Source organism: Actinokineospora cianjurensis (assembly GCF_003663795.1).
Taxonomy (GTDB): Bacteria; Actinomycetota; Actinomycetes; order Mycobacteriales; family Pseudonocardiaceae; genus Actinokineospora; species Actinokineospora terrae.
In genome coordinates this window covers 116027-136746 of record NZ_RCDD01000009.1, presented here as the reverse complement: position 1 = coordinate 136746, position 20720 = coordinate 116027, and the positions used below count along the sequence as shown (strand labels likewise).

Sequence of the window (20720 nt, the reverse complement as noted above, 5' to 3'; positions counted from 1 at the left end):
CGGGGTGGTCCGCCGCCGCCTTCACCGCCCGGCCGCCTTCTCCGCGTACTCCTTGGCGTGCGCCAGCGTGACCCGGCTGTTGGCGCTCAGGGCGGCGCGGACGTAGTCGCGGGCATCAGCGACGCCCGCGTCGGGACCGAGCACCCGGGCGATGTTGTCGGTGTTGAGGACAACCGTGTGCTGCGAGGACGCGGCGACGCCACGCTCGGTGTCGGTGAAGGTCCAGCAGCCGGTGTGCAGCACCATCAGGGCGGGCAGGACGACCTGCTTGTAGGCGATCCTGTGGTGCGGGAAGGTCACCCGGTAGGACTTGGTGGTGTGGGTCGAACCGTCGTTGGCGCGGGTGACCATCTCCAGCGTCTGCAGTCCGCCGGTGTCCTCGACCAGGTGCACGTCCGCCACGTGCGGCAACCGCTCGGCCCACCGCCCCGCGTCGTTGACGAAGTCGTAGACGTCCTCGGCCCGGCCGTGCACCTCGACGGTGTCCTCGAAGGAGAAGGTGATCGCCGCGGCGCCGTCGGCCAGTTCGACGTTGTGCTTCAGCGAGGCCAGTTCGGTGCGGGAGTTGCGGTCGACGGCCTCGTCGATCCACTGCAGACTCCGGGGGTCGTCGTCGACCGCCCGGTACCGGTGCAGCAGCCGGACCAGGGAAGCCCTGTCGGACAACGGCTCGACGATCCACGTGCCGCCCATGGCCGCGACCGGCGGACTCGACACCTCCTGCTGGAAGGTGATCCGCAACGCGCCCGGGTCGAGGACGCGGTGCGAGGTCCAACTCTTGGCCTCGCCGTTGGCGGTGGCCCAGATCCGGATGCGTTCCTCGTCGGCGCCGCGCGACACGTGGTCGACGTGGATGGTGGGTGGGAAGATCCGGGGCCAGTTCGCCACCTCCGCGATCAACCGGTAGACGGTCGTGGCCGGGGCCCCGATGGAGATCTCGTGCTCGACCAGGCGATCGGTCATCGGTCCTCTTCTCCGCGAAAGGTCAGAAGTTGCCCAGGCCGCCGCAGACGTTGAGCGCCTGCGCGGTGATCGCGGCAGCGGTGTCCGAGGCCAGGTAGCCGACCAGACCCGCGACCTCGTCGGGGGTGGAGTAGCGGCCGAGCGGGATCTTCGCCTCGAACGTCCGCAGGACGGCCTGCTCAGTGGTGTCGTACGCGGCCGCGTAACCCTGGCGGACGCGCTGGGCCATCGGGGTCTCGACGTAACCGGGGCAGACGGCGTTCACGGTGATGCCGGTCGGGCCCAGTTCGTTGCCGAGCGCCTTGGTGAAACCAACGACACCGTGCTTGGAGGCGGAGTACGGGGCGCCGAGCACCACACCCTGCTTTCCCGCGGTGGAGGCGATGTTGATGATCCGACCGCGGTTCTTGTGCCGCATGCCGCCGGTGTTGAGCACCTCGCGGGTCATCAGGAAGACGCTGTTGAGGTTGGTGTTGATGACGTCGAACCAGAGTTCGTCCGCGATGTCCGCGGTGACCCCGCCACCGGACCTGCCCGCGTTGTTGACCAGCACGTCGATCGGGCCGTAGCGGTCGACGGCCTGGCGCACGAAGCGGTGGATGTCGGCGGGCGAGCGGACGTCGCAGGGCGCACCGTCGACGTCGAGCCCCTCGGCGACCAACTCCTCGACGGTGCGGGTCACCCCGTCGGGCGTGCGGGCGCACAGGAACACGCGGTGGCCCTGGCTGCCGAGCAGCCTGGCCGCCGCGAGACCGATCCCGCTGGTGGCACCGGTCACGATGGCGACCTTCTGGACCTGTTCGGTCATGCTGTCTCCTGACTGCTGCGGTGGGCTACGCCCGGGTCGGGCCGCGCGGCGGGTGGGCCGGTCACCCGCGTCGCCGGTCACCGGCGCGGCGGGCCCCGGGGGATCACGCGATGCCGGAGGGCACCAGCGCGCCGTTGACGACCTCGATCAGGGCACGCGGTGTCCTGGCGTCGACCAGTGCGTCGTCGTCCAGCGTCACACCGAGTTCCCGCTCGATGCGGCTGCCGGTCTCCAGCAGGGCCAACGACTCGTAGCCGAGCGAGTCGAAGTCGGTGTCGAGGATGTCGCCGTCGAGGTCGACACCCTCGTCCGCGCCCGCGCCCTCGCGCAGGATGCGCTTGAGGTCGTCGACGGTGAACTCGGTGGCAGACATGGTGGCTGTCCTTCCTCTCGGTGGGTGGTCACTGCGGGGCGGGTCAGACGGCGCGGACCACCAGCGCGGAGTTGAAGCCGCCGTGTCCACGGGCGATCACCAGCGCGGAGCGGATCGTCGCCGCGCGCTGCCGACCGACCACCAGGTCCAGGTCGTACCCGGGGTCGGGGACGACGCCGACGGCGGGCGGGATCACCCCGTCGCGGATGGCCAGGACCGCGGCGGCCACGTCCAGCGGTGCCGCGCCGGAGTAGAGGCGCCCGGTCATCGTCTTGGGGGCGGCGACCGGTACTGCCCGCGGACCGAACACCCGGGAGATCGCCTCGGCCTCGACGCGGTCCAGTTCGGGGATGGCCGCCGCGTCGGCGAACACCACGTCGATCTCCGCGGGGGCCGTGCCCGCGTCGGCCAGTGCCAGCTCGATCGCCTTGACCAGGCCGGGCGATCCACCGCTGCCCGGTCTGGGGTCCAGCGTCGAGCCGTACCCGGCGATCTCCCCGTAGAGGGTCTTGGCCCCCCGGGCTCGCGCGCTCGCCAGGTCCTCGAGGACCAGCAGTGCCCCGCCCTCACCCGGCACGTGCCCGCGTGCGGCGGCGTCGAAGGGCAGGTACGCCCGCCGCGGGTCCCCGCTCGTGCTCAGCCTGCCGCCCGCCATCTGCGCGACCCAGCCCCACGAGCAGATCGAGGCGTCGACGGCCCCCGAGAGCACCAGCCCGGTGCCCCTGCGGATCTGCCGCCGCGCCTGGGCGATCGCGTCGAGTCCACCCGCCTGGTCGCTGACGACGACCCCGCTCGGGCCGCGCATGCCGTTGCGGATGGAGATCTGGCCGCTGTTGACCGCGTAGAACCAGGCGAAGGACTGGTAGGCGCTCACGTAGCGGCTCCCCTTGCTCCACAGCGCCCGCAGCTCCCGCTGCCCGAACTCGAATCCCCCCGACGAGCTCGCCGTGATCACGCCCATGTCGTACTCGGACCGCTGCGCCGGGTCGACGCCCGCGTCCGCGAGCGCCCAGTCGGCACTCGCCAGGGCGATCCTGGTCATCCGGTCGGTCTGCGGCAGCAGCCTGCCCGGCAGGTGGTCCTCGGCGACGAAGTCGCTGATCTCCCCGGCCAGCCGGGCCGGGTACCGCGCCGGGTCGAACCGCGAGACACGGCCGATGCCGCTGACCCCGTCGCGAGCCGCCGCCCAGTAGGTGTCCACGCCGCACCCGTTGGGGGCGGCCACCCCCAGGCCGGTGACGACGGTCCTGACGGCGGCGGCGCTCACGCGGGTCTCCTGTCCGGGCGGGCCAGCACCACCGCGCTCTGGAACCCGCCGAAACCACTGCCGACGGACAGGACGGCGTCGGTCCGCCAGTCGCGCGCGGTCAACGGCACGTAGTCCAGGTCGCACTCGGGGTCGGGGACGTGCAGGTTCGCGGTGGGCGGCACGACCCCGTGTTCCATCGCGAGCACGCTGGCCGCGATCTCGATCGAGCCGATGGCGCCGAGCGAGTGCCCGACCATCGACTTGATCGAGCTGACCGGCACCCGGTGGGCGCGCTCGCCGAGGCTGCGCTTGAACGCGGCGGTCTCGTGCCGGTCATTCTGCTTGGTGCCCGAGCCGTGCGCGTTGACGTAGTCGACCTGCTCGGGGCCGAGCCGGGCCTCGTCCATGGCGACCCGGATCGCCTCGGCCAACTCCCGCCCGTCGGGGCGCAGGCCCGTCATGTGGAAGGCGTTGCTGCGCGTGGCGTAGCCCGCGACCTCCGCGTAGACGTGCGCGCCGCGGCGCCTGGCGCTGTCGAGCTCCTCCAGGACGAAGACGGCCGAACCCTCGCCGAGGACGAACCCGTCGCGGGTGCGGTCGAACGGGCGGGAGGCGTGCTCCGGGTCGTCGTTGCGCGAGGTGGTCGCCTTGATCGCGTCGAAGCAGGCCACCGTGATGGGCGAGATGGGGGCGTCCGACGCGCCCGCCACCATGACATCGGCCGAACCCTCGCGGATCAGCTCGGTCGCGTACCCCACGGCGTCCAGCCCGGAGGTGCAACCGGTGGACACCACGGTCGCGGGGCCCTGCGCGCCGACGGCCCACGCCACTTCGACGGCGAACGAACTGGGCACCAGGTAGTCGTAGAGGTGCGGAACGGCATAGGTGTGGTCGACCAGGTCCAACCTGCCGCTGTCGCTGACGACGCGGTACTCCTCGTCCAGCCCCGTGGTGGCGCCGACCGCGCTGCCGATGGTCACCCCGACCCGGTAGGGGTCGATGCCCGCGAGGTCGAGCCCGCTGTCGGCCACCGCCTCGTGCGCGGTCACCACGGCGAACTGCGCGGCCCGGTCCATCCGCCGGATCTGCTGGGCGCTCAACCCGAGCGACTCGGCGTCGAAGTCGGCCTCCGCCGCGACCTGCGAGCGGAACGGGGTCGGGTCGAAGAAGCTGATCCTGCGGGTGGCGGTTCGACCATCGGTCAGCAGGCTCCAGAAGTTCTTGACACCGACGCCACCTGGCGCGGTGACCCCGATGCCGGTGATGACGACCCTCCTGCCGCGGTGCGCACTCACCGCGCGGTCCAGTGGTAGAAGCGCTCGGCCATGGCATCGGCCGGAGTGCGCCAGGTGGCCGGGTCGTAGGGCGTGATGAACGGCTTCAGGTCGTCGCTGATGGCGACGAACCGGGGATCGGTCCGCGCTCGCTCGATTCGCTCGCCGCCGTCGTCACCGTCGAAGTCCTGCAGGTGGAAGTACAGGCCGCGGTAGGAGAAGAGCTGCCGCCGCCTGGTTCCCATCCGGTGCGGCATCGTCGTGCCGTCGAACGCGCCGAAGAGGCCCGCTACCTGCTCGGCCGAGTCCGGTTCCAGTCGGGCCACGATCAACGTGCTGTGCATCACCATCTCCTTGTCGGGACAGTCGGATCCGGGAAGGCGCTGAACCGGCGCTCGGCCCGTGGCGGCCCGGCCCCTCGCCGACGTCCACCGCGGCGCCGCGGCGCCGGTCGAGATCACCATGCCGGATTCACCCGGAATCGAATGGGAATCATCACCGAACCGACTGCCGGATATCCCCGCTGGCCAATCGACACAGTTCGAGGACGCTAGCAACCAGCTTCTTCGAAAACCTCGCCGATGTCAACGCCACCCATTCAGGACGTCGACAGGGCCAGGTCAGGGAATAGTCAAATCTTGCGCTCCGACACCGCGGCCGGTCGTCCGCACTCAGGAACTCGCGGCAGCCAGCGCCGCAGGCTCGCCGATCAGGCAACTGAGCAGGCACCGGGCCGCGACATTGACGTGGTTTCCATACCGGACAAAGCCGGTCAACTGGTCCACCGTCATCCAGCAGTAGTCATCGGGCGCGTCGAGGCCGAATCCGTCACCGGCGTCGATGACCAGATATCTGTTCTCCGCGTGGAAGAACCGTCCCCCTTCCTCGGAGTGCACGACGTCGACGAGGATGTCCTGGTCCTGCGCCGACTCCACCACATCGAGGTAGCGCGGGCGCTGTGCGGGAGGCAGTCCGTCGTAGTTGGAAGGGATGCAGCTGACACTGGGCGCCATTTCGACGACGTCGTTCGTGCCCGCTTCCGTGCGCGCGTGCACCAGGATGTGGAACGCGCCCCGGATGAACCGGCCGATGAAGGCGATGACCCCGCGCCCGGTGGGTTCCAGCAACGGCTGCGACCACCGGCCGACCTCGCGGTTGCTGGCCCGCACATCGACACCGATCACCGTGAAGTGCTTCCCGTCGGCGCGACTGATCACCCCGCCGGACCGCGTCCAGCCGGGCACGTCCCGCAGCGGCACCGGTGCCCGGCTCAGCGAGTACCGCGACTTGATCTCGGTGAACCAGCTCAGCAGGTGCTCGACGGAGTGCAACGCACCGCCGGGCACACCGCTCCCGGCAGCCAGCCTGACGCGATCGCCGTAGCTGCCGGAGAAGAAGAACGGGATTCCCGACAGGACCGTGCGGGAGTCCATGTTCACCAGGTTGGGCACCTTGAGCAGCACGGTGACCTGGTCGAAGCTGAGCCAGCAGAAGTCGTCGTGCACCGGGATGTCCTCGGCAACCTCGACGATCATGTTCCGGTTGCGCTTGTTGAGGAACCACGACCCCTGCTCGGACTGCAGGGTGTCGAACACCGCGCCACCCGGTCGCGGGGCGGCGAAGTGCTCCAGGTAGGGCACCGGGGATCCCTGGTGCACCCGGGTGTAGTTGCTGCGCGTGGCCTGCACCGTCGGCGAGAGCTGCAGCAGGTTGATGTTGCCCGGCTCCATCTTCGCCTGCATCAGGCAGTGGACGGCGCCGTCGACCACCCTGACGATGATGCCGAGGATGCCGATCTCCGGCTGGACGATGATCGGCTGCGTCCAGTCGGTCGTGTCCCGGTGGTCCGTGCTGACCGCGACACCGCGCACCGAGAAGAACTTGCCGCTGCGGTGGGCGATGTCGCCGGTGTCCTCGGCCACCTGCCAGCCGTCCATGTCCTCGAGCGGCATTCGGTGAACCTCGTACTGGTTGTTCTTGTTGCGCTCGGAAAACCACGCGTAGAACTCCGACAAGTCGCGAAACACTCGGATACCTCCCTATCAGCGAACCTCAACCGGCGTCCGGAGATGGCGCCATCCACTCGGCCAACACGCCCGCCGACCGGGCATCGGCCAGACTCGGCGCCCGAGCGTCCTTCGCGGAGATCAAGGGCGGCTCGACGCACCCCCAGGGCAGGGCCAGTTCGGAGTCGAACGGATTGATGTCGATTTGCGTACCCGGCACGTGTTCGGTGGAGAGCGCGTAGCAGATGCACGTGTCGTCAGCCAGGGTCACGAACCCGTGGCCAACTCCCTCGGGGATGTACACACCCCAACTCGATGCCGGGTCGAGCAGGGTGACGACGTGGTCACCGAAGGTCGGCGAGCCGATCCGGAGGTCGACCGCGAAGTCGCGCAAGGCACCCCGCACGCAGGTGACGTACTTCGCCTGCCCGGGCGGGATCGACACGCTGTGGATGCCCCGCACCGTGTTCCTCCTCGACACCGAGTAGTTGATCTGCCGCGGCGCGAACACCGCCCCGGTGATCCGTTCGAACTCGCTGGTGCGCAGGGACTCGAAGAACCCGCCGCGCTCGTCGACGATCACGTCGGGGCGCACGCGGAAGACGCCGGGCAGGGCGGTCTCGACAACCTTCATGACAGGTTCACCCGTCCGGTCAGCTCATCGCCGCGGCAGGTGAACGCCGCACGGCGAACTCCGTGATCGACTCGATGATGTAGTCGATCATCTCCACGCTGAGCCCCGGGTAGACACCGACCCAGAAGGTGCTCTCGGTGAGGATGTCGCTGTTGGTCAGCTCACCGTGCACGCGGTGCCCGGTGTCGAGGTAGGCCGGGTGCCTGGTCAGGTTCCCGCCGAAGAACCGCCGCGTGTGGATCTTCCTGGACTCCAGGAACGCCACGAGTTCGCGGCGGGAGTAGGTCGCCTCCGGCAGCACGGTGAGCACGAACCCGAACCAACTGGGATCCGCTCCCGGTGTCGGCTCTGGCAGCAGCAGGCCGGGCACACCGTCGAGCGCGGCGCGCATCCGACTCCAGTTGCGGCGCCTGGCCGAGCCGAAGTCGTCCACCCGGTCCAGTTGGGCCAGTCCCAGCGCGGCCTGCAGATCCGTCGACTTCAGGTTGTAGCCGACGTGGGAGAAGATGTACTTGTGGTCGTAGCCGGGCGGCAGCGTGCCCAACTGCTGGTCGAACCGCTTCAGGCACTTGTCGTCCTCCCCCGGCTCGCACCAGCAGTCCCGGCCCCAGTCCCGCATCGACTCGACCAGTCGCGCCAGCGCCAGGTTGTCGGTGAGCACGCACCCGCCCTCGCCCATGGTGATGTGGTGCGCCGGGTAGAAGCTCACCGTCGCGAGGTCGCCGAACGTCCCGGTCAGCTTGCCCTCGTACCGCGAGCCGACCGCGTCGCAGTTGTCCTCGATGAGGAACAGGTCGTGCTGCTCGGCGAGTTCGGCCATCGCCCGGACCTCGAACGGGTTGCCGAGCGAGTGCGCCAACATGATCGCCCGGGTGCGCGGGCCGATCGCGGCGGCCACCCGGTCCGGGGTGGTGTTGTAGGTGCCCAACTCCACGTCGACGAACACGGGGACGAGCCCGTTCTGCAGGATCGGGTTCACCGTCGTCGGGAACCCCGCCGCCGCGGTGATCACCTCGTCACCGGGGACGAGTCGCCGGTCTTGCAGTTGCGGTGAGGTGAGCGCGCTCAGTGCGAGCAGGTTCGCCGAGGAACCCGAGTTCGTGAGGTGGGCCTTGCGCAGGCCGAAGTACCGCGCGAACCTGCGCTCGAAACGCTGTGAACTCGTCCCGGCGGCGATGCGCATCTCCAGAGCGGCTTCGACGAGGCCAACGCGGTCCTGCTCGGCGAGCACCGCCCCCGAAGCCAACAAAGGCGAAGTCCCCGGGACGAACTCCTTCTCGGAGTTCTCGCGGTGGTACTCCGCCACCAAGTCGAGAATGCGCTGCTTCGTGTTGTGCATAATCCCTGCCTCCCTGGAGAAGGACCGGTACGTCGAACGTGGCACCACCCCGGACGGCGCAGGCGTTCATCACGGGTGCCATCACGAGCGCGGGGCGATACCCGCCGCACAGCGGCGTCCAGCGGCTCCACAGACGGGTTCGACGGCGTGCGGGCCGTGTGTTCCGCCGCCACGGCGCACCGATCCCGTTCGGGACATCGGTACCGCGCCACACTAACCACCTTCTTCTTCGCCGCCGTACTTCGCAAGTCCACACCTGCAGATCTCTGTGAAGTTTGGTCCCGAGTGCCGTCGAATCACAGAACTGCTCGCAGGCATGTCAGAGAAAGGTGAACTCCACACACCCACCAGGTGATCGCTTGTCCAGCACAGACGCCCTCACTAGTGTGACGACAGCGAGAAATGGGGGAACAAAAGGTGAACCGACACACCGATCGTCCTATCGCGGAAAGTGCCGAGTGCGCTGCGGGCGGCTGTGACAACAGAGTCGGCGGGGACGACCGGCGGGGACCGGTGACCACGGGGTACCGCCTGTGCCGGGAGTGCCGCGTCGCCCTCGCCGCCGGGCTGCTGGGACTGCCCGCGCTGTACGACGAGTGCGGCGCCCTGCTCGGTGGGTCGACCCAACCGAGGGACCGGACCTCCGGTGGGCCGATGCCGGGCATGCCCTTCAACACCGCGGCCGCCGATGTCCGCGCCTCGATGCTCGGCGTGCTCGGTTCCTGGAGCGGGCTCGTCGTCGACGCGAGGAAGGTCGCCGCACCGCGGCGGGCCGTGCGCCCGCTCGTCGAATTCCTCGGCAGGCACGTGGGCTGGCTGGTGGCGTCCCCGACGGCCGCCGAGTTCTGCCGGGAGGTCGCGGAACTGGCCCGCTCGGCGCGGCGCGTGATCTCCCCCGAGCGGGCGCGGCGGATCCCCGTCGGCCCCTGCGTGGAACCGGGCTGCGACGGGACGCTCGTCGCGACGGTGCGGCCGGGCGCGGCACCGTCGACGGAGATCATCTGCGGCACCCAGGTCGCGCACCGGTGGCCGGAACGGCACTGGCTCCAGCTCAGCGGCAGCATGGACGATCGGCCCTCGCCGCGCTGGCTCAGCGTCGGGAGCATCTCCCAGCTCTGGCGGATCCCACCCGGCAGCGTGTACCGGCTCGCCAGCGAGCAGAAGTGGCGCCGCAACACCGTGGCGGGCAAGAAGCTCTACCACGAAACCGATGTCCGTCAGACGTTCGACAAGCGGAAGAGCCGCACGCACGACCGGTGACCACCGTGGGCGGTCGCACCATTCGCTCGCTCCGAGGAACTGGGCGGGGTACCCCGGGCAAGCGTCGAACGATCCCGTGGAGCCCGTGACCGCCGAGGCGGTCACGGGCTCCAGGGGTCCCTGCGAGGAGTATTTCAGCCCGGGATTACCGGACGGTGATGGTGTATTCGGCAGAGCCGGTCTTGCCGGTGCTGTCGGTCGCGGTGATGGTCACCTTGTGGGTGCCGCGCTGGTACGGGCCCGCGACCGTCATCCGCGAGGTGCCGTTGCTGGTGGTGGCCGGGGAGAACATCGGGCCGGAGAGCCCGCCGGTGCCGGTGAGCTTCACCGCGCCGGTGCCACCGGTGATGGTGACCGTGGCGTTGGCGTAGCCGCCGGGGCCGACCGTGGCGGCGTTGGGGGCGACGGTCACCTTCAGGCTGCCGGTGGGCGGCTGGCCGCCGTCGCCGACGGTGAGGGTGTACTCGGCGGCCTTGGAGCCGGAGGTGCCCTTGGCGGTGACGGTGACCTTGTAGGTGCCCGACGGGGTGGTCGCGGCGGTCTGCAGGGTCAGCTTGGCCACGTCGCCGGAGTTGACCGACGCGGGCTGGAAGGTGGCGGTGGCGCCGGTGGGCAGGCCGGAGGCGCTGAGGTCCAGCTTCTCCGCGCCCTGGTCGCCCGCCTTGGTGGTGACGCTGGTGGACAGGTACTTGCCCGCGTCCACCTTGCCGGTCGCCGGGGACAGCGCGACCGAGAACGTGCCGTCGCCGGGCGGGGTGGTGCCGCCGATCTCGCCGCGGGCCCAGTCGCCCATCGCGTTGGTCAGCCGACCGAAGATGCTGTAGCGGTCGCACTTGCTGGAGCCCCACGAGGAGACGCCGACGATCACGCCGTCCACGATGAGCGGGCCGCCGCTGTCGCCGGAGCAGTTCGCCGTGCGCCCGTCGTTGAAGCCCGAGCACACCATCAGGTCGCCGTTGACCTTGATGTCGAACACGTTGCAGCCGGACGGGTCGTTGATCGGCAGCGTGGTCTTGCGCAGCTCACCGGAACCACCGCTCGACGAGGTCTTGCCGTAGCCGAGCGACAGGGCCGACTTGCCCGGCGCGGTCAGCGCGGTGTCGCCCGAGCCCGCCACCTTGGCCCACTGGGCCTCCGGCACCGGAAGGTCGTCGGCGGTGGTGACGACAGCGACGTCGTAACCGGTCTTCCAGCCGCCGTTGCCGCTGTAGTTGGGGTGGGTCTTGAACGAGGCCAGCTTGGTGCGGAAGGTCTCGTCGCCAGGGGTGTTCAGGTCGTCGTCACCGTAGATGTAGCTCTTGTCGCCCACCGCGTCGATCATGCAGTGCGCGGCGGTGATGATCTTGCGCTTGCCGACGACGGACGCCGTGCACGACTGCCCCTGCGGGCCACCGCCACCGACGCGCATGCCCGCGATGATGAACGGGTGCTCCTTGACGGTGGTCTTGGTCCCGTTGACGATCTGGGCGCTGGCGTCCGGGCCGGGCAGGTCGGCGGTCGGGTTCGCCGCGATGCTGATGCGCTCGGTCTGCGCGGCACCGGCGCTCGTGGTGATCGCCACGGTCACGGCGGCCATGGCCAGCGTGACTGCTGCGGCGAGCTGTCGTTTCCTCATCGTTCTCCTTCGAAGACAGGGTTCTTGCCTAGCTGGGACAGTCAGAACGTGATCGACCAACCGGTGAGCGTGCCCGCGTCGAACTTGTAGACATCGCGGACCGAGAGCTTCCAGGTGCCGTTCGCGTCCTCGCGGGAGGCGTCGACGGAGAAGCTCTTGTGGACACCGCCGGACTCGCCGACGTCACCGGACTTCTTGAGCGGGTAGGACGTCCCGCTCGGCCCGACCAGGTCGATGGCGAGGTCACCGGTGTAGCCGTGGTCGATGTCCACGCGCACCGCGAGCGTGGCGGATGCCTTGCCGGGGCAGGCGTTCTGGCTCACGGAGCTGCCGACAGCCGTACCCGCGTCGGGGATGGCCACGTCGTCGTCGTTGGTCTTGACACCGCACTGCGACGGCGGGGTCCCGCCACCGATGTCACCGACGTAGAGCAGCTTGTTGGGCGAGCCGGTGCCGGGGTTGCTGACCAGGTCCGGGGTGGCGCTGCGCACCAACGCGTCGCTGACCTGCTGCGGGGTCGCGCTGGGGTTCGCCGACAGGTACAGCGCCGCGGCGCCCGCGACGTGCGGGGAGGCCATGGACGTACCGCTGGCGTTGCGGAACTGTCCGGTGTGGTCACTGGAGTAGATGTTGCCACCGGGGGCGAACAGGTCGACGCAGGTGCCGTAGTTCCCGCCGCGGGTGCGGTCCTTGTTGAACCAGCCCACGGTGATCACCTCGGGCACACGGGCCGGGCTGACGCCACAGGCGTCCTGGCCCGCGTTGCCCGCGGACACCGCGACCACGATCCCCTTGGCCACCATGGCCTTGGCCTGCTCGTCACCGACACCGACGGTGTCCATGCCCAGGCTCAGGTTGACCACCGCGGGCTTCACCGCGTTCTTGGCCACCCACTCCATGGCGCTGACGGTGGCCGAGTCCGGGCCGGAGCCCTTGCAGTCCAGCGACCGCACGGCCACGATCTTGGCCTTCTTCGCCACGCCGACGGTCTTGCCCGCGATCGTGCCCGACACGTGCGTGCCGTGGAAGTAGCAGTCGGTCGCGTCGGTGTCGTTGTCGAGGAAGTCGTAGCCGTAGCTCGCCCTGCCCTCGAACTCCGAGTGCGCGGCATACACGCCGGAGTCGATGACGTAGGCGGTGACGCCCTCACCCGAGTTCGGGTAGGTGTACTTCTTGTCCAGGGTGGCGGTCCGCTGGTCGACCTGGTCCAGACCCCACGACGGCGGGTTGAGCTGGTCGTCGGTCGCCCTGGTGGTGCCGTCCTGGTACACGGTCTTGACCGACGGGTCGGCCGCCAGGCGCCGCGCCTGCTGCTCGGTGAGCCCTCGGGCCGAGAAGCCGTTCAGCGTGACCGAGTACGTGTCGCTCACCTGGCCGCCGTAGCGCTGGGCGAGCGAGGCGGCCTGGCCCTCGGCCGCGGCGCGGGCACCGTTCTTGAGCACCACGATGTACTGCCCGGAGTAGTGCTGTTTGGCCTGGACGACATCCGCCTCGGCCTGTTGCGCCGCGGCAACGCCCGTGGTCGTCGCGACCGCCGCGGCGGCGACCGCGACAGCGAACAGGCTCGATATCCATCGCGTCCTGCGCTCTTGCATCGATTCCTCCATCGTGCTTTCGAGCGGCCTCGGCAGGGTGTTTGGGGCATCGGGCCGCTCGGGAATCACCCTTCGGCCTGGGCGGAAGGGGAACAAGCGTGGCCAGGACCCGTATGGGTACGGGATCGTGCGTGCCGCGACCGCCGCCGTCGGAGGGGTTACGGTGCCACGCTCGTAGACCTACTCTGTCTGGCATTCCGGCTACGGGTGGACCACCGACGGGAGCGAGCATGGGTGATGGCCGCGGGACGCCCCTCTACCTCCGGTCGAGCGCGACGCCGATGGTCGGCAGGGACGCGGAGCTGACCGCGCTGCTCGGCGCGGTGCGGCACCCCCCGTCGGCCGTGTTCGTCGAGGGCCAGGCCGGGATGGGCAAGACCAGGCTGGTCACCGAGCTGGCCGCGGCCGCGAGGGACGGGGCCGCGCAGGTCGTGCTGGGCACCTGCCAGCCGCTGGCCGACCCGTTCCCGTACGGGGTGCTGCTCGACTGCCTGAGCCAGTGCGGCGACCGGCTCGACGAACCCGGCCCGGTGACCGGCGCGCTGCGCGACCACCTGCCCGAACTGGCCGACCGGCTGCCGCCAGCGCCGCGCGCCCTCGGCGATCCCGAGGCCGAGCGGCACCGGGTCTTCCGGGCCGTGCGGGAGCTGCTGCGCTGCCTGGGGCCGACCGTGCTCGTGCTGGAGGACCTGCACTGGGCGGACGAGGAGACCCGCCAGGTGCTGCGGTTCGTGCTGGGCAACCCGCCGCCCGGCCTGTCCGTCGTGGCGACCTACCGGCGGGAGGACCTGCCCACCGGGGCGCCGCTCGGCCACGCGTTCCACGTCCCGCCCGGGGTCATGGGGGTCAACCTGGTCCTGCGCCCGTTCGGCGCCGCGGGTGTGCGGGCGATGGTCGACGGGCTCGTGGGGGCCGCGGTGACGTCCGTGCCGTTCGCCGAGGCGTTGCTGCGCGAGACGGCGGGGATACCGTTCGTGGTCGAGGAAACGGTGCGTGCGCTGCCCGATCCGGTGCGTGACGTGCGCGCCGACGGGGCGGCCCTGGCCGGGATCGACGTGCCGGTCCTGGTGGCGGACGCGGTGCGGGACCGGATGGGGACCCTCCCCGTGGCGGCCCGGTCGATCGCCGAGGCCGCCGCGGTGCTGGACGTGCCGGAGTCCGTCGACATCCTGGCGGCGGTGGCGGGCAAGGCGGAGGCGGAGCACCTGGTCACGCTGGTGGAGTCCGGCGTGCTGGTGGAGAAGGCACCGAACAGGTACGGCTTCCGGCACGACACCGCCAAGCGCGCGGTGCGCGCCGCGCTGCCCGGCCCGCGGCGGTGGGAGCTGCACGAGCGGGCGGTGGCCGTCCTGTCCACTCTGGACGACAGGCCGGTCGGACGGCTCGCCGCGCACGCCAGGGCAGCGGGCATGACCGGCGAGTGGTTGCGGTACAGCGAACTCGCCGCCGAGGCCGCGGAGGAGGCCAAGGACGCGGCCACCGCGGTCGACCTGCTCTCCGAGGTGCTGGTCGACCCAGGCATCAGCGCCGAGGACGCGAACCGGTTGGCCACCAAGCTGTGCGGCTACGCACTGACCGGGCTGCCCGGCGGGGCGCTGACCGCGCGGGTCGAGGCCCTGCTGTCGGACCCGCGGCTGGCGCCGGACGTCCGGGGCGAGGTGCACCTGTGGTTCGGCCTGCTGCTGCAGCGCGAGACCGGGGAGGTCGACCGCGGCGCCGAGGAGATCGCCCAGGCCATCGACCTGCTCGGTGACCAGCCGGAACGCACCGTGCGCGGGCTGGCGGCGATGGCCGGGCCGTACCTGGGCACCGCGTCCATCGCCGAGTACCAGACCTCGCTCGGCCGGGTGGAGCGGATCATCGAGACCCTGCCGACGCTGGCCCTGCGCACCGCCATGCTCGCCACGACGCTCGGCGGGCGGCTCATCGTCGGCGACCCGAGCACCTGGGACCGGGTGGCCGCGCTACCGTCCCCTTCGGACGTCCACGACGCGGACGAGATCCACCACCTCGCGCGGGCGCACTGCAACCTGGCGGACGCGTGCTCGTGGATCGGGCACTACCGGCGGGCGCGGGAGTTCCTGCGCACCGGGATCTCCCTGGCCGAGCAGGTCGCCGCGTCCTATGTGGTCGGGACGGCCGAGGCGACGGCGGTCCGGCTCGACTGGCTGAGCGGGCGGTGGTCGGGCCTGGAGCAACGGATCGACCGCCTGGTGGGGAACTACGCGAACCTGCTGCTGACCGCCGACCTGAACCTCACCCTGGGTTGGCTCGCGGCGGCGCGCGGTGACTGGGTCCGGGCCGAGGGCGCTTTCCTCGCGGCGGCCGGGACCCAGACCTTCCCGGTGGGCATCTCGGCGGCCGGGGGGATGGCGGGCATGCTGCTCAGCCGCGGCGAGTCCGCCGCGGCGGGGGAACACGTGGAACGCGGCGTGACGATGTTGCGGCGCAAGGGCGCGTGGGCGTGGTCGGGCGACATCCTGCCCCAGGCGGTGGACTTCTACCTGGCGGGCGGGCGCGTCGATGCCGCTCGGCTGCTGGTGGCGGAGACCGCTGCGGGCCTTGAAGGTGTTGATGCCCCACTGGCTTGGGCAGCGCTGGCCGGGTGCCGTGCGAGACTGGCGGAGGCAGCCGACCGCTCACACCTGTACCGCGAGGCCATCGACCTGCACCAGGGCCTCGGCTTGCCCTACCGCGCAACCCAACTCGCCGAACTCCACGAGGGCGACTCCCCCACCGACACCGCCGTGTTCGACGCCCTCGCCCGGTCCTACGACTCCCTGGGCGCCACCGTCGACGCCGCCCGCTGCCGCCACCGGATCCGCGGCACCGGCACAGCCACCCCCTCCCGCCGCGGCCGCCGCGGCTACGGCACCGAGCTGTCGCCCCGCGAACAAGACGTGGCCCGCCTCCTCGCGGGCGGCCACACCAACCGCGAAATTGCCCAAGCCCTCTTCCTCTCCCGCCGCACCGTCGAGGAATACGTGGTCAAGGTCCGCAGAAAACTCAACGCCCCCTCCCGCCACGACGTCCACCTCTGACCCGCGCGCTCAGGGAACGGATCGCCGCGTCCCGAGGTCGACCCGAACCCCGTCCTTCGGCACGACGAAGACCGGACGATCCGAGGTCGCGGTGATACCCCGGGGCATCAGGACGAACTCGTCGCCGCTGCGCACGAGGAGCACCAGTCCGATGTACCGGAAGCGGAACCTGCTCATGTCGTCGGTCACCTGGTCCACCGCCAATCCGCGGGCAGCAGGGCGAGAGCGCTACCGCGAAGGCCGAATCACCGCCGCGGTCCTCCCGAGTTTGGGGTAACGGCCAGCCCGATGCCCAGTAAAGGACGATCGGCAGGATCACCTGCAGGCGCGTACCGTCGACAACACTCCCACCACCTAGTCCTGCGACGCCCTACCAACACACTCCGCGAGGATTGGGCGGCGCCCCGTGGTGGTGCCTCGAATGCCTGAGCGAAAGCACACCGGAGCTCCCCCGGCCACCTGCGAGTCGCGTCGCGGTAGTGCTCTTGGGGCGCCTGCTGGCGGGCCTTGAGGACACCTGCGCCCTGGCGGACAGGGCCGGGGCCGGGGCTGGGAATGCGCTTCGAGTCCCCCGCTGGAGAGCACGGGCGTGCACGATTGCTTCGAACGTGCGGACATGCCCGGGATGCCGCCTCGGCGAGGGCAACCAACCGGTGACACCGCACCAGCGTCCACACAGGACAGTGGTCAGCGCCTGCCGGTGGCCAGGATGACGAGGAACTGGCCGCCGCCCGGTTCGATGGTGGCGGTCACCGGTAGGTCGGGTACCAGGCGCGAGAAGCGGTCGACGAGCCACTCCGCTGTCTCCTGGGCGTCCTGCTTGGTCGGGCAGCGGGCCACCATCTCGCGGCCGCCCTTGCGCTCCAACCGCCCGGCGACGGTGATCAGCGGCGCGGGCTCGACCACGTGCAGGCGCTCCGGCCAGGCGATGACCACCTTGACCGCACCCTTGCGGGTGTTGCAGCCGCGGTGCGCGAGCCGCTCGGCGACCTTGGCCTTCCGGTCCGCCGTCCGGCTGTCGACACTGGGCCCCCGCGCATCGTTCACCGACATCCCGGCGTCGACCGCCTCATCACACACCCAACACCGCCAGCCATCACGCTCGGCCACGTCATCAAGGAGACTCACCCGAGCAAACTAGCCTGCCCACCCCCCACCCCGCACACCACGTCCGGGTGAGCGGCGGCGGAGCCGGTCACGGCTGGGGGTTGGTCCACAGTTTGACGTCCACGACCACGTTGTCCGTTGCGGCGCCGCCGACGGTGTTGGACTCGTTGACGCGGATCCAGGCGAGGTTCTTCTCCGAGGTGAGGAAGCAGAACTTCAGGCCGACGATCGCGATCCCGTGTGAGGAGCCCGCGGTCTGGTCCTTGAGGAGTTTGCGGCAGTCGGCGTAGGCGTCCTTGTCGGGGCCGCTGTCGCTGAAGAGGTCGCCGCCGTTGGCGTAGAGGGTGGAGGTGCTGCGGCCGAAGTACAGGTCGGACGCGCCGCTGGGGCCGGTGGCGTCGGTGGCTTTGCGGGGGCCGCTGTCGAGGTTGACGCCCTGTTCGAGGGTGAGTCGGATTTGCCCGCTGTAGAAGGGTTCCGGCGTGCTCGCGGCGTCCGGCGGCGGGGTGTCGACGGTGGTGGACGTACCGCCCGCGAGGTCGGTGGGTGGGGTGCTGGGGGTCGCCCGCGTCGAGGTCACCGGCGCGGCGACACTGGCCACCGCCTGCTGCTCGGGCGCGATGTAGTGGCCTGCGCTCAACGCCAGGGCGCCGCAGCCGACCGCGATGACGGCCACCGGCGCGATGATCGACCTGCCCAGCGGGCGGCCCCGGAGCTGCACCAGGCGGACGACACCCAGCAGGGTCCCGATCGCCCCGCCGATGACGCCGCCGAGCCAGCCGACGCTGTAGAGCAGGCTGATCCCGGCGAGGTCGGCGAACGACCCGAAGCCCGCCGTCCACCTCCCCAGCGGCTCGTGGGGTTCGGCCTGCCGCGGGACCTGGTTCACGTCCACTTCCTCCGTCGCGCACCGCATCACGACCCCGACTCGCGCACCAGGGTAGCGGCGGGTGATCACCGGCCGCACACCGGGACCGTACGTCGTATCACCGCGGGGCCCAGGTGACCCGACCCGGTCGCGGAGGTGAACGACGGGCGACGAGGTTCCACTCCGCCGGTGCCGCACAGCGGATCCGTGGATAGTGGGTCGCCCGCGGGAAACCCGTAACGTCGACCTTCTCTGGAGAGAAGTTGGACACCATCGAGTTCAGGTTCGAGGCAGGATCGGACGACGGCGGACCGCACGACGATCTGCGGACCCTCTCCCTGCACCTGGCCGACGACGACAACCTCCGCAAGCACGGCAGGGTGCTCCTGCAGCGCGAACCGGTGCGGCCGGGCGAGTTGGGCGCGGCGGAGGTCGTGCTGGCCGCGGTGTCCGCGGTCGTGGGGGTCGGCCAACTGGCCGTCGCCGTCCGGGCCTGGCGCGACGAGCTCAACCGGCCCACGAGCATCAGGCTCGTCGTCCCCGAGAAGTACCGGGACAACGCCAGGGCGGTGTTCGAGGCGTTGCACGGCTCCGAGGCGGCACAGCGCCAGCCCGATCCCGCGACGGTGAACGGCAAGCTGGTCGGTCGGATCGATCCGGCCAACTCCGCCTGCGTGCTCATCGGCGTCGACCGGTACGACAACGACGACCTGCCGTCACTTCGCGCGGTGTACAACAACATCGAGCAGCTCTACGACGTGTTGACCGACGACAAGGTCTGGGGCATCGACACCGACCGCATCCGCAAGGTCCACCACCCGCGAACGCCCGCGGAACTGATCCGGCCGATCCGCGAGATGACCGGGTTGGCGACCGACACGCTGATCGTCTACTACGCCGGGCACGGCCTGAAAGACCTTGAGGAGAACGAACTCTACCTCGCCCTGCCGGGTTCGGTGCCGGGCCAGCCGGAGACCTCGGTCCGCTACAAGGCGGTCAAGCAGGCGATAGCGCAGAGTCGCCACGCGCAGCGCGTGATCGTCATCCTTGACTGCTGCTACAGCGGTGTCGCGATGGACGGCGCGATGTCGCAGGCGGTGGAGGACATGCGCGCCGACGCGGGTGTCGACGACGTCCGCGGCTCGTACCTGATGTGCTCCGCGGCGCCCAACCGCAAGGCCCTCGCACCGGACCCCGACAAGTGCACCGTCTTCACGGCGGCACTGGTGGACGTCCTGCGCGACGGCATCCCCGAGGAACCCGACCCGACGCTCAGCCTGGGGGTCGTCTTCCGGGAGGTGCGACGGCGGCTGCGGCGCGACAGCAGGCCGGAACCGCAGGAGCAGGACCGCAACCAGGTCGGCGACGTGCCCTTCACGCGCAACACCGCGAGGATCCCGCTGCCTGCCGCCGTCGAGCCGCCACCCCCGCGGCGCGGGCTGGCTCGGCGGGCACTGGTGATCGCGGCGGCGACCGTGGTGGGTATCGGCGTGGGAATGGCCGTGCGGCCCGGGATCGACCTGGTGCGCGAACTCAACCCGGTGGCCGCGGGTGGTCCGTGCTCGGCGAACACCACGCTGCTCAGCTATTCCGACCAGCTCAACGGCACTGATGTGAGCGGCGAGTCGGTGACCGGGTTGTCGGCGCTCGCGATGACCGGTGATTCCAAGGGCTACGCCCTGGCCGACAACAACCCCGGCCGGGTCTTCCCCCTTGCCCTCAACGATCCGGAACACCTCACCGTCTCCGCCGAGGTCGGTCGAACTCTGCGCAATCCCGCCAACAAGCTGTATCCCGACGGGTTCGACGGCGAGGGCTTGGTGGTCGAACGCGGCGAGAAGACCCTCCTGGTGAGTTCCGAGAAGGGCCCCACCATCCGCCGCTACGACATCGACACCGGTCGCGAGGTGGGCCCGCCGATCGCGGTGCCGGAGAGATTGCTGGAACCGCCGCTCGGCACCGCCCAGTACGGCCGCACCATCGAATCGCTGACCGCCACCCCCGACGGCAAGTACCTCTACGCGGGCTGGGAGGCCCCGCTCAGCGGCGACGGCGACACCCAGGGGCGGAACCGGCTTCGGATCCAGCGCTACCAAGGCACGGCGGGCGGCGCGTACACGACCGACTACCAGTACGCCTACGAGACCGACTCCGGCCTCTACCTGGCAGAACTCGCCGTCGTGGGAGAGAACCGACTGCTCGCCCTGGAACGGCAGTACGTGGACGGCCTCGGCAACTCCATCCGGATCTTCGACGTCCGCCTCGACGGCGCCCCGGACGTCACCAGGGACGACGTGCTCTCCGACAACCCGGCCGACACCTTCGTCCGGCGCACCCTCCTGTTCGACCTCGCCAACTGCCCGGCGGGCAGCCCCGGTCAGGTCACCGCCAAACAGCGCCAGCCGAACCCCTTGCTGGACAACGTCGAAGGCATGGCCGTACGCCCCGAGGACCCCAACGGCGCGCGACTGCTGTACCTGATCAGCGACAACAACAACAAGGAGAAGCAGGTAACCCGCGTCTACGCCCTCCGCGTCAAACTCCCCTCCTGAACCGGCAATTGCCCTTGTGGGCAACCAGGGTTGCCC

The 20720-nt window shown here is 70.4% G+C and carries 17 protein-coding genes; 3 read left to right on the top strand and 14 right to left on the bottom strand.

Annotated elements, in window-relative coordinates; translation table 11 throughout:
• Positions 1-21: 21 nt before the first annotated feature.
• From CLV68_RS31385 to rfbH, 9 genes are all read right to left on the bottom strand, one after another.
• On the bottom strand, positions 22-963 hold the full coding sequence (locus CLV68_RS31385; protein ID WP_121394617.1) for an aromatase/cyclase: 942 nt from the start codon (positions 961-963) through the stop codon (positions 22-24).
• A gap of 22 nt (positions 964-985) precedes the next feature.
• Positions 986-1771 (bottom strand): 3-oxoacyl-ACP reductase FabG, encoded by a 786-nt coding sequence (fabG, locus tag CLV68_RS31380; protein WP_121394616.1) that lies wholly within the window; start codon positions 1769-1771, stop codon positions 986-988.
• 103 nt (positions 1772-1874) lie between these two features.
• Positions 1875-2144 carry an acyl carrier protein gene (locus tag CLV68_RS31375; protein WP_121394615.1) on the bottom strand — a complete coding sequence of 90 codons (270 nt, stop codon included), beginning with the start codon at positions 2142-2144 and terminating at the stop codon, positions 1875-1877.
• 43 nt (positions 2145-2187) lie between these two features.
• Positions 2188-3411 carry a ketosynthase chain-length factor gene (locus tag CLV68_RS31370; RefSeq protein WP_121394614.1) on the bottom strand — a complete coding sequence of 408 codons (1224 nt, stop codon included), beginning with the start codon at positions 3409-3411 and terminating at the stop codon, positions 2188-2190.
• A complete protein-coding gene (locus CLV68_RS31365; protein WP_121394613.1) occupies positions 3408-4688 on the bottom strand; it encodes a beta-ketoacyl-[acyl-carrier-protein] synthase family protein in 1281 nt (426 codons plus the stop codon). The genes CLV68_RS31370 and CLV68_RS31365 overlap by 4 nt, the downstream gene beginning before the upstream one ends.
• Positions 4685-5011, bottom strand: coding sequence for a TcmI family type II polyketide cyclase (locus tag CLV68_RS31360; protein WP_121394667.1), 327 nt, complete (start codon positions 5009-5011; stop codon positions 4685-4687). Before CLV68_RS31360 ends, CLV68_RS31365 begins: the two co-directional genes overlap by 4 nt.
• Positions 5012-5338: 327 nt before the next feature.
• A complete protein-coding gene (locus CLV68_RS31355; protein WP_121394612.1) occupies positions 5339-6694 on the bottom strand; it encodes an NDP-hexose 2,3-dehydratase family protein in 1356 nt (451 codons plus the stop codon).
• Positions 6695-6719: 25 nt separating this feature from the next.
• Positions 6720-7307 (bottom strand): dTDP-4-dehydrorhamnose 3,5-epimerase family protein, encoded by a 588-nt coding sequence (locus CLV68_RS31350; RefSeq protein WP_121394611.1) that lies wholly within the window; start codon positions 7305-7307, stop codon positions 6720-6722.
• Positions 7308-7326: 19 nt separating this feature from the next.
• On the bottom strand, positions 7327-8646 hold the full coding sequence (rfbH, locus tag CLV68_RS31345; protein ID WP_121394610.1) for a lipopolysaccharide biosynthesis protein RfbH: 1320 nt from the start codon (positions 8644-8646) through the stop codon (positions 7327-7329).
• Between the two features lie 513 nt (positions 8647-9159).
• On the opposite strand from rfbH, the gene CLV68_RS31340 reads away from it, so the two are divergent.
• On the top strand, positions 9160-9906 hold the full coding sequence (locus CLV68_RS31340) for a hypothetical protein (RefSeq protein WP_121394609.1): 747 nt from the start codon (positions 9160-9162) through the stop codon (positions 9904-9906).
• Positions 9907-10051: 145 nt separating this feature from the next.
• Here the strand turns inward: CLV68_RS31340 and CLV68_RS31335 are convergent, their stop codons facing one another.
• Both CLV68_RS31335 and CLV68_RS31330 read right to left on the bottom strand, forming a co-directional pair.
• The gene (locus CLV68_RS31335; RefSeq protein ID WP_121394608.1) at positions 10052-11521 is read right to left on the bottom strand and encodes a trypsin-like serine protease; all 1470 of its coding nucleotides are present in this window, start codon (positions 11519-11521) and stop codon (positions 10052-10054) included.
• A gap of 41 nt (positions 11522-11562) precedes the next feature.
• Entirely contained in the window at positions 11563-13116 is a 1554-nt protein-coding gene (locus CLV68_RS31330) for a S8 family peptidase (RefSeq protein WP_121394607.1), read from the bottom strand.
• 230 nt (positions 13117-13346) lie between these two features.
• Here CLV68_RS31330 and CLV68_RS31325 point away from each other — a divergent pair, with 230 nt between their 5' ends.
• Positions 13347-16157, top strand: coding sequence for an ATP-binding protein (locus CLV68_RS31325; RefSeq protein ID WP_246010211.1), 2811 nt, complete (start codon positions 13347-13349; stop codon positions 16155-16157).
• Positions 16158-16166: 9 nt separating this feature from the next.
• Here the strand turns inward: CLV68_RS31325 and CLV68_RS31320 are convergent, their stop codons facing one another.
• The 3 genes from CLV68_RS31320 to CLV68_RS31310 all read right to left on the bottom strand — a co-directional run bounded on the left by CLV68_RS31320 (position 16167) and on the right by CLV68_RS31310 (position 18153).
• A complete protein-coding gene (locus CLV68_RS31320) occupies positions 16167-16355 on the bottom strand; it encodes a hypothetical protein (RefSeq protein WP_147460243.1) in 189 nt (62 codons plus the stop codon).
• 489 nt (positions 16356-16844) lie between these two features.
• Positions 16845-17285: a hypothetical protein gene (locus tag CLV68_RS31315; protein WP_121394604.1), complete on the bottom strand. Its 441-nt coding sequence runs from the start codon at positions 17283-17285 to the stop codon at positions 16845-16847.
• 67 nt (positions 17286-17352) lie between these two features.
• Positions 17353-18153: a hypothetical protein gene (locus CLV68_RS31310; RefSeq protein WP_170224699.1), complete on the bottom strand. Its 801-nt coding sequence runs from the start codon at positions 18151-18153 to the stop codon at positions 17353-17355.
• Positions 18154-18395: 242 nt separating this feature from the next.
• Between CLV68_RS31310 and CLV68_RS31305 the strand changes: the two genes are divergently transcribed.
• Positions 18396-20684 (top strand): effector-associated constant component EACC1, encoded by a 2289-nt coding sequence (locus CLV68_RS31305; protein WP_121394602.1) that lies wholly within the window; start codon positions 18396-18398, stop codon positions 20682-20684.
• Positions 20685-20720: the final 36 nt, after the last annotated feature.

Excerpts from the sequence above, each read along its gene's own strand:
- CLV68_RS31385 (WP_121394617.1), bottom strand. The coding sequence starts at position 963 with ATGACCGATCGCCTGGTCGAGCACGAGATCTCCATCGGGGCCCCGGCC.
- fabG (WP_121394616.1), bottom strand. The coding sequence starts at position 1,771 with ATGACCGAACAGGTCCAGAAGGTCGCCATCGTGACCGGTGCCACCAGC.
- CLV68_RS31375 (WP_121394615.1), bottom strand. The coding sequence starts at position 2,144 with ATGTCTGCCACCGAGTTCACCGTCGACGACCTCAAGCGCATCCTGCGC.
- CLV68_RS31360 (WP_121394667.1), bottom strand. The coding sequence starts at position 5,011 with ATGCACAGCACGTTGATCGTGGCCCGACTGGAACCGGACTCGGCCGAG.
- CLV68_RS31350 (WP_121394611.1), bottom strand. The coding sequence starts at position 7,307 with ATGAAGGTTGTCGAGACCGCCCTGCCCGGCGTCTTCCGCGTGCGCCCC.
- rfbH (WP_121394610.1), bottom strand. The coding sequence starts at position 8,646 with ATGCACAACACGAAGCAGCGCATTCTCGACTTGGTGGCGGAGTACCAC.
- CLV68_RS31335 (WP_121394608.1), bottom strand. The coding sequence starts at position 11,521 with ATGAGGAAACGACAGCTCGCCGCAGCAGTCACGCTGGCCATGGCCGCC.
- CLV68_RS31330 (WP_121394607.1), bottom strand. The coding sequence starts at position 13,116 with ATGCAAGAGCGCAGGACGCGATGGATATCGAGCCTGTTCGCTGTCGCG.
- CLV68_RS31325 (WP_246010211.1), top strand. The coding sequence starts at position 13,347 with ATGGGTGATGGCCGCGGGACGCCCCTCTACCTCCGGTCGAGCGCGACG.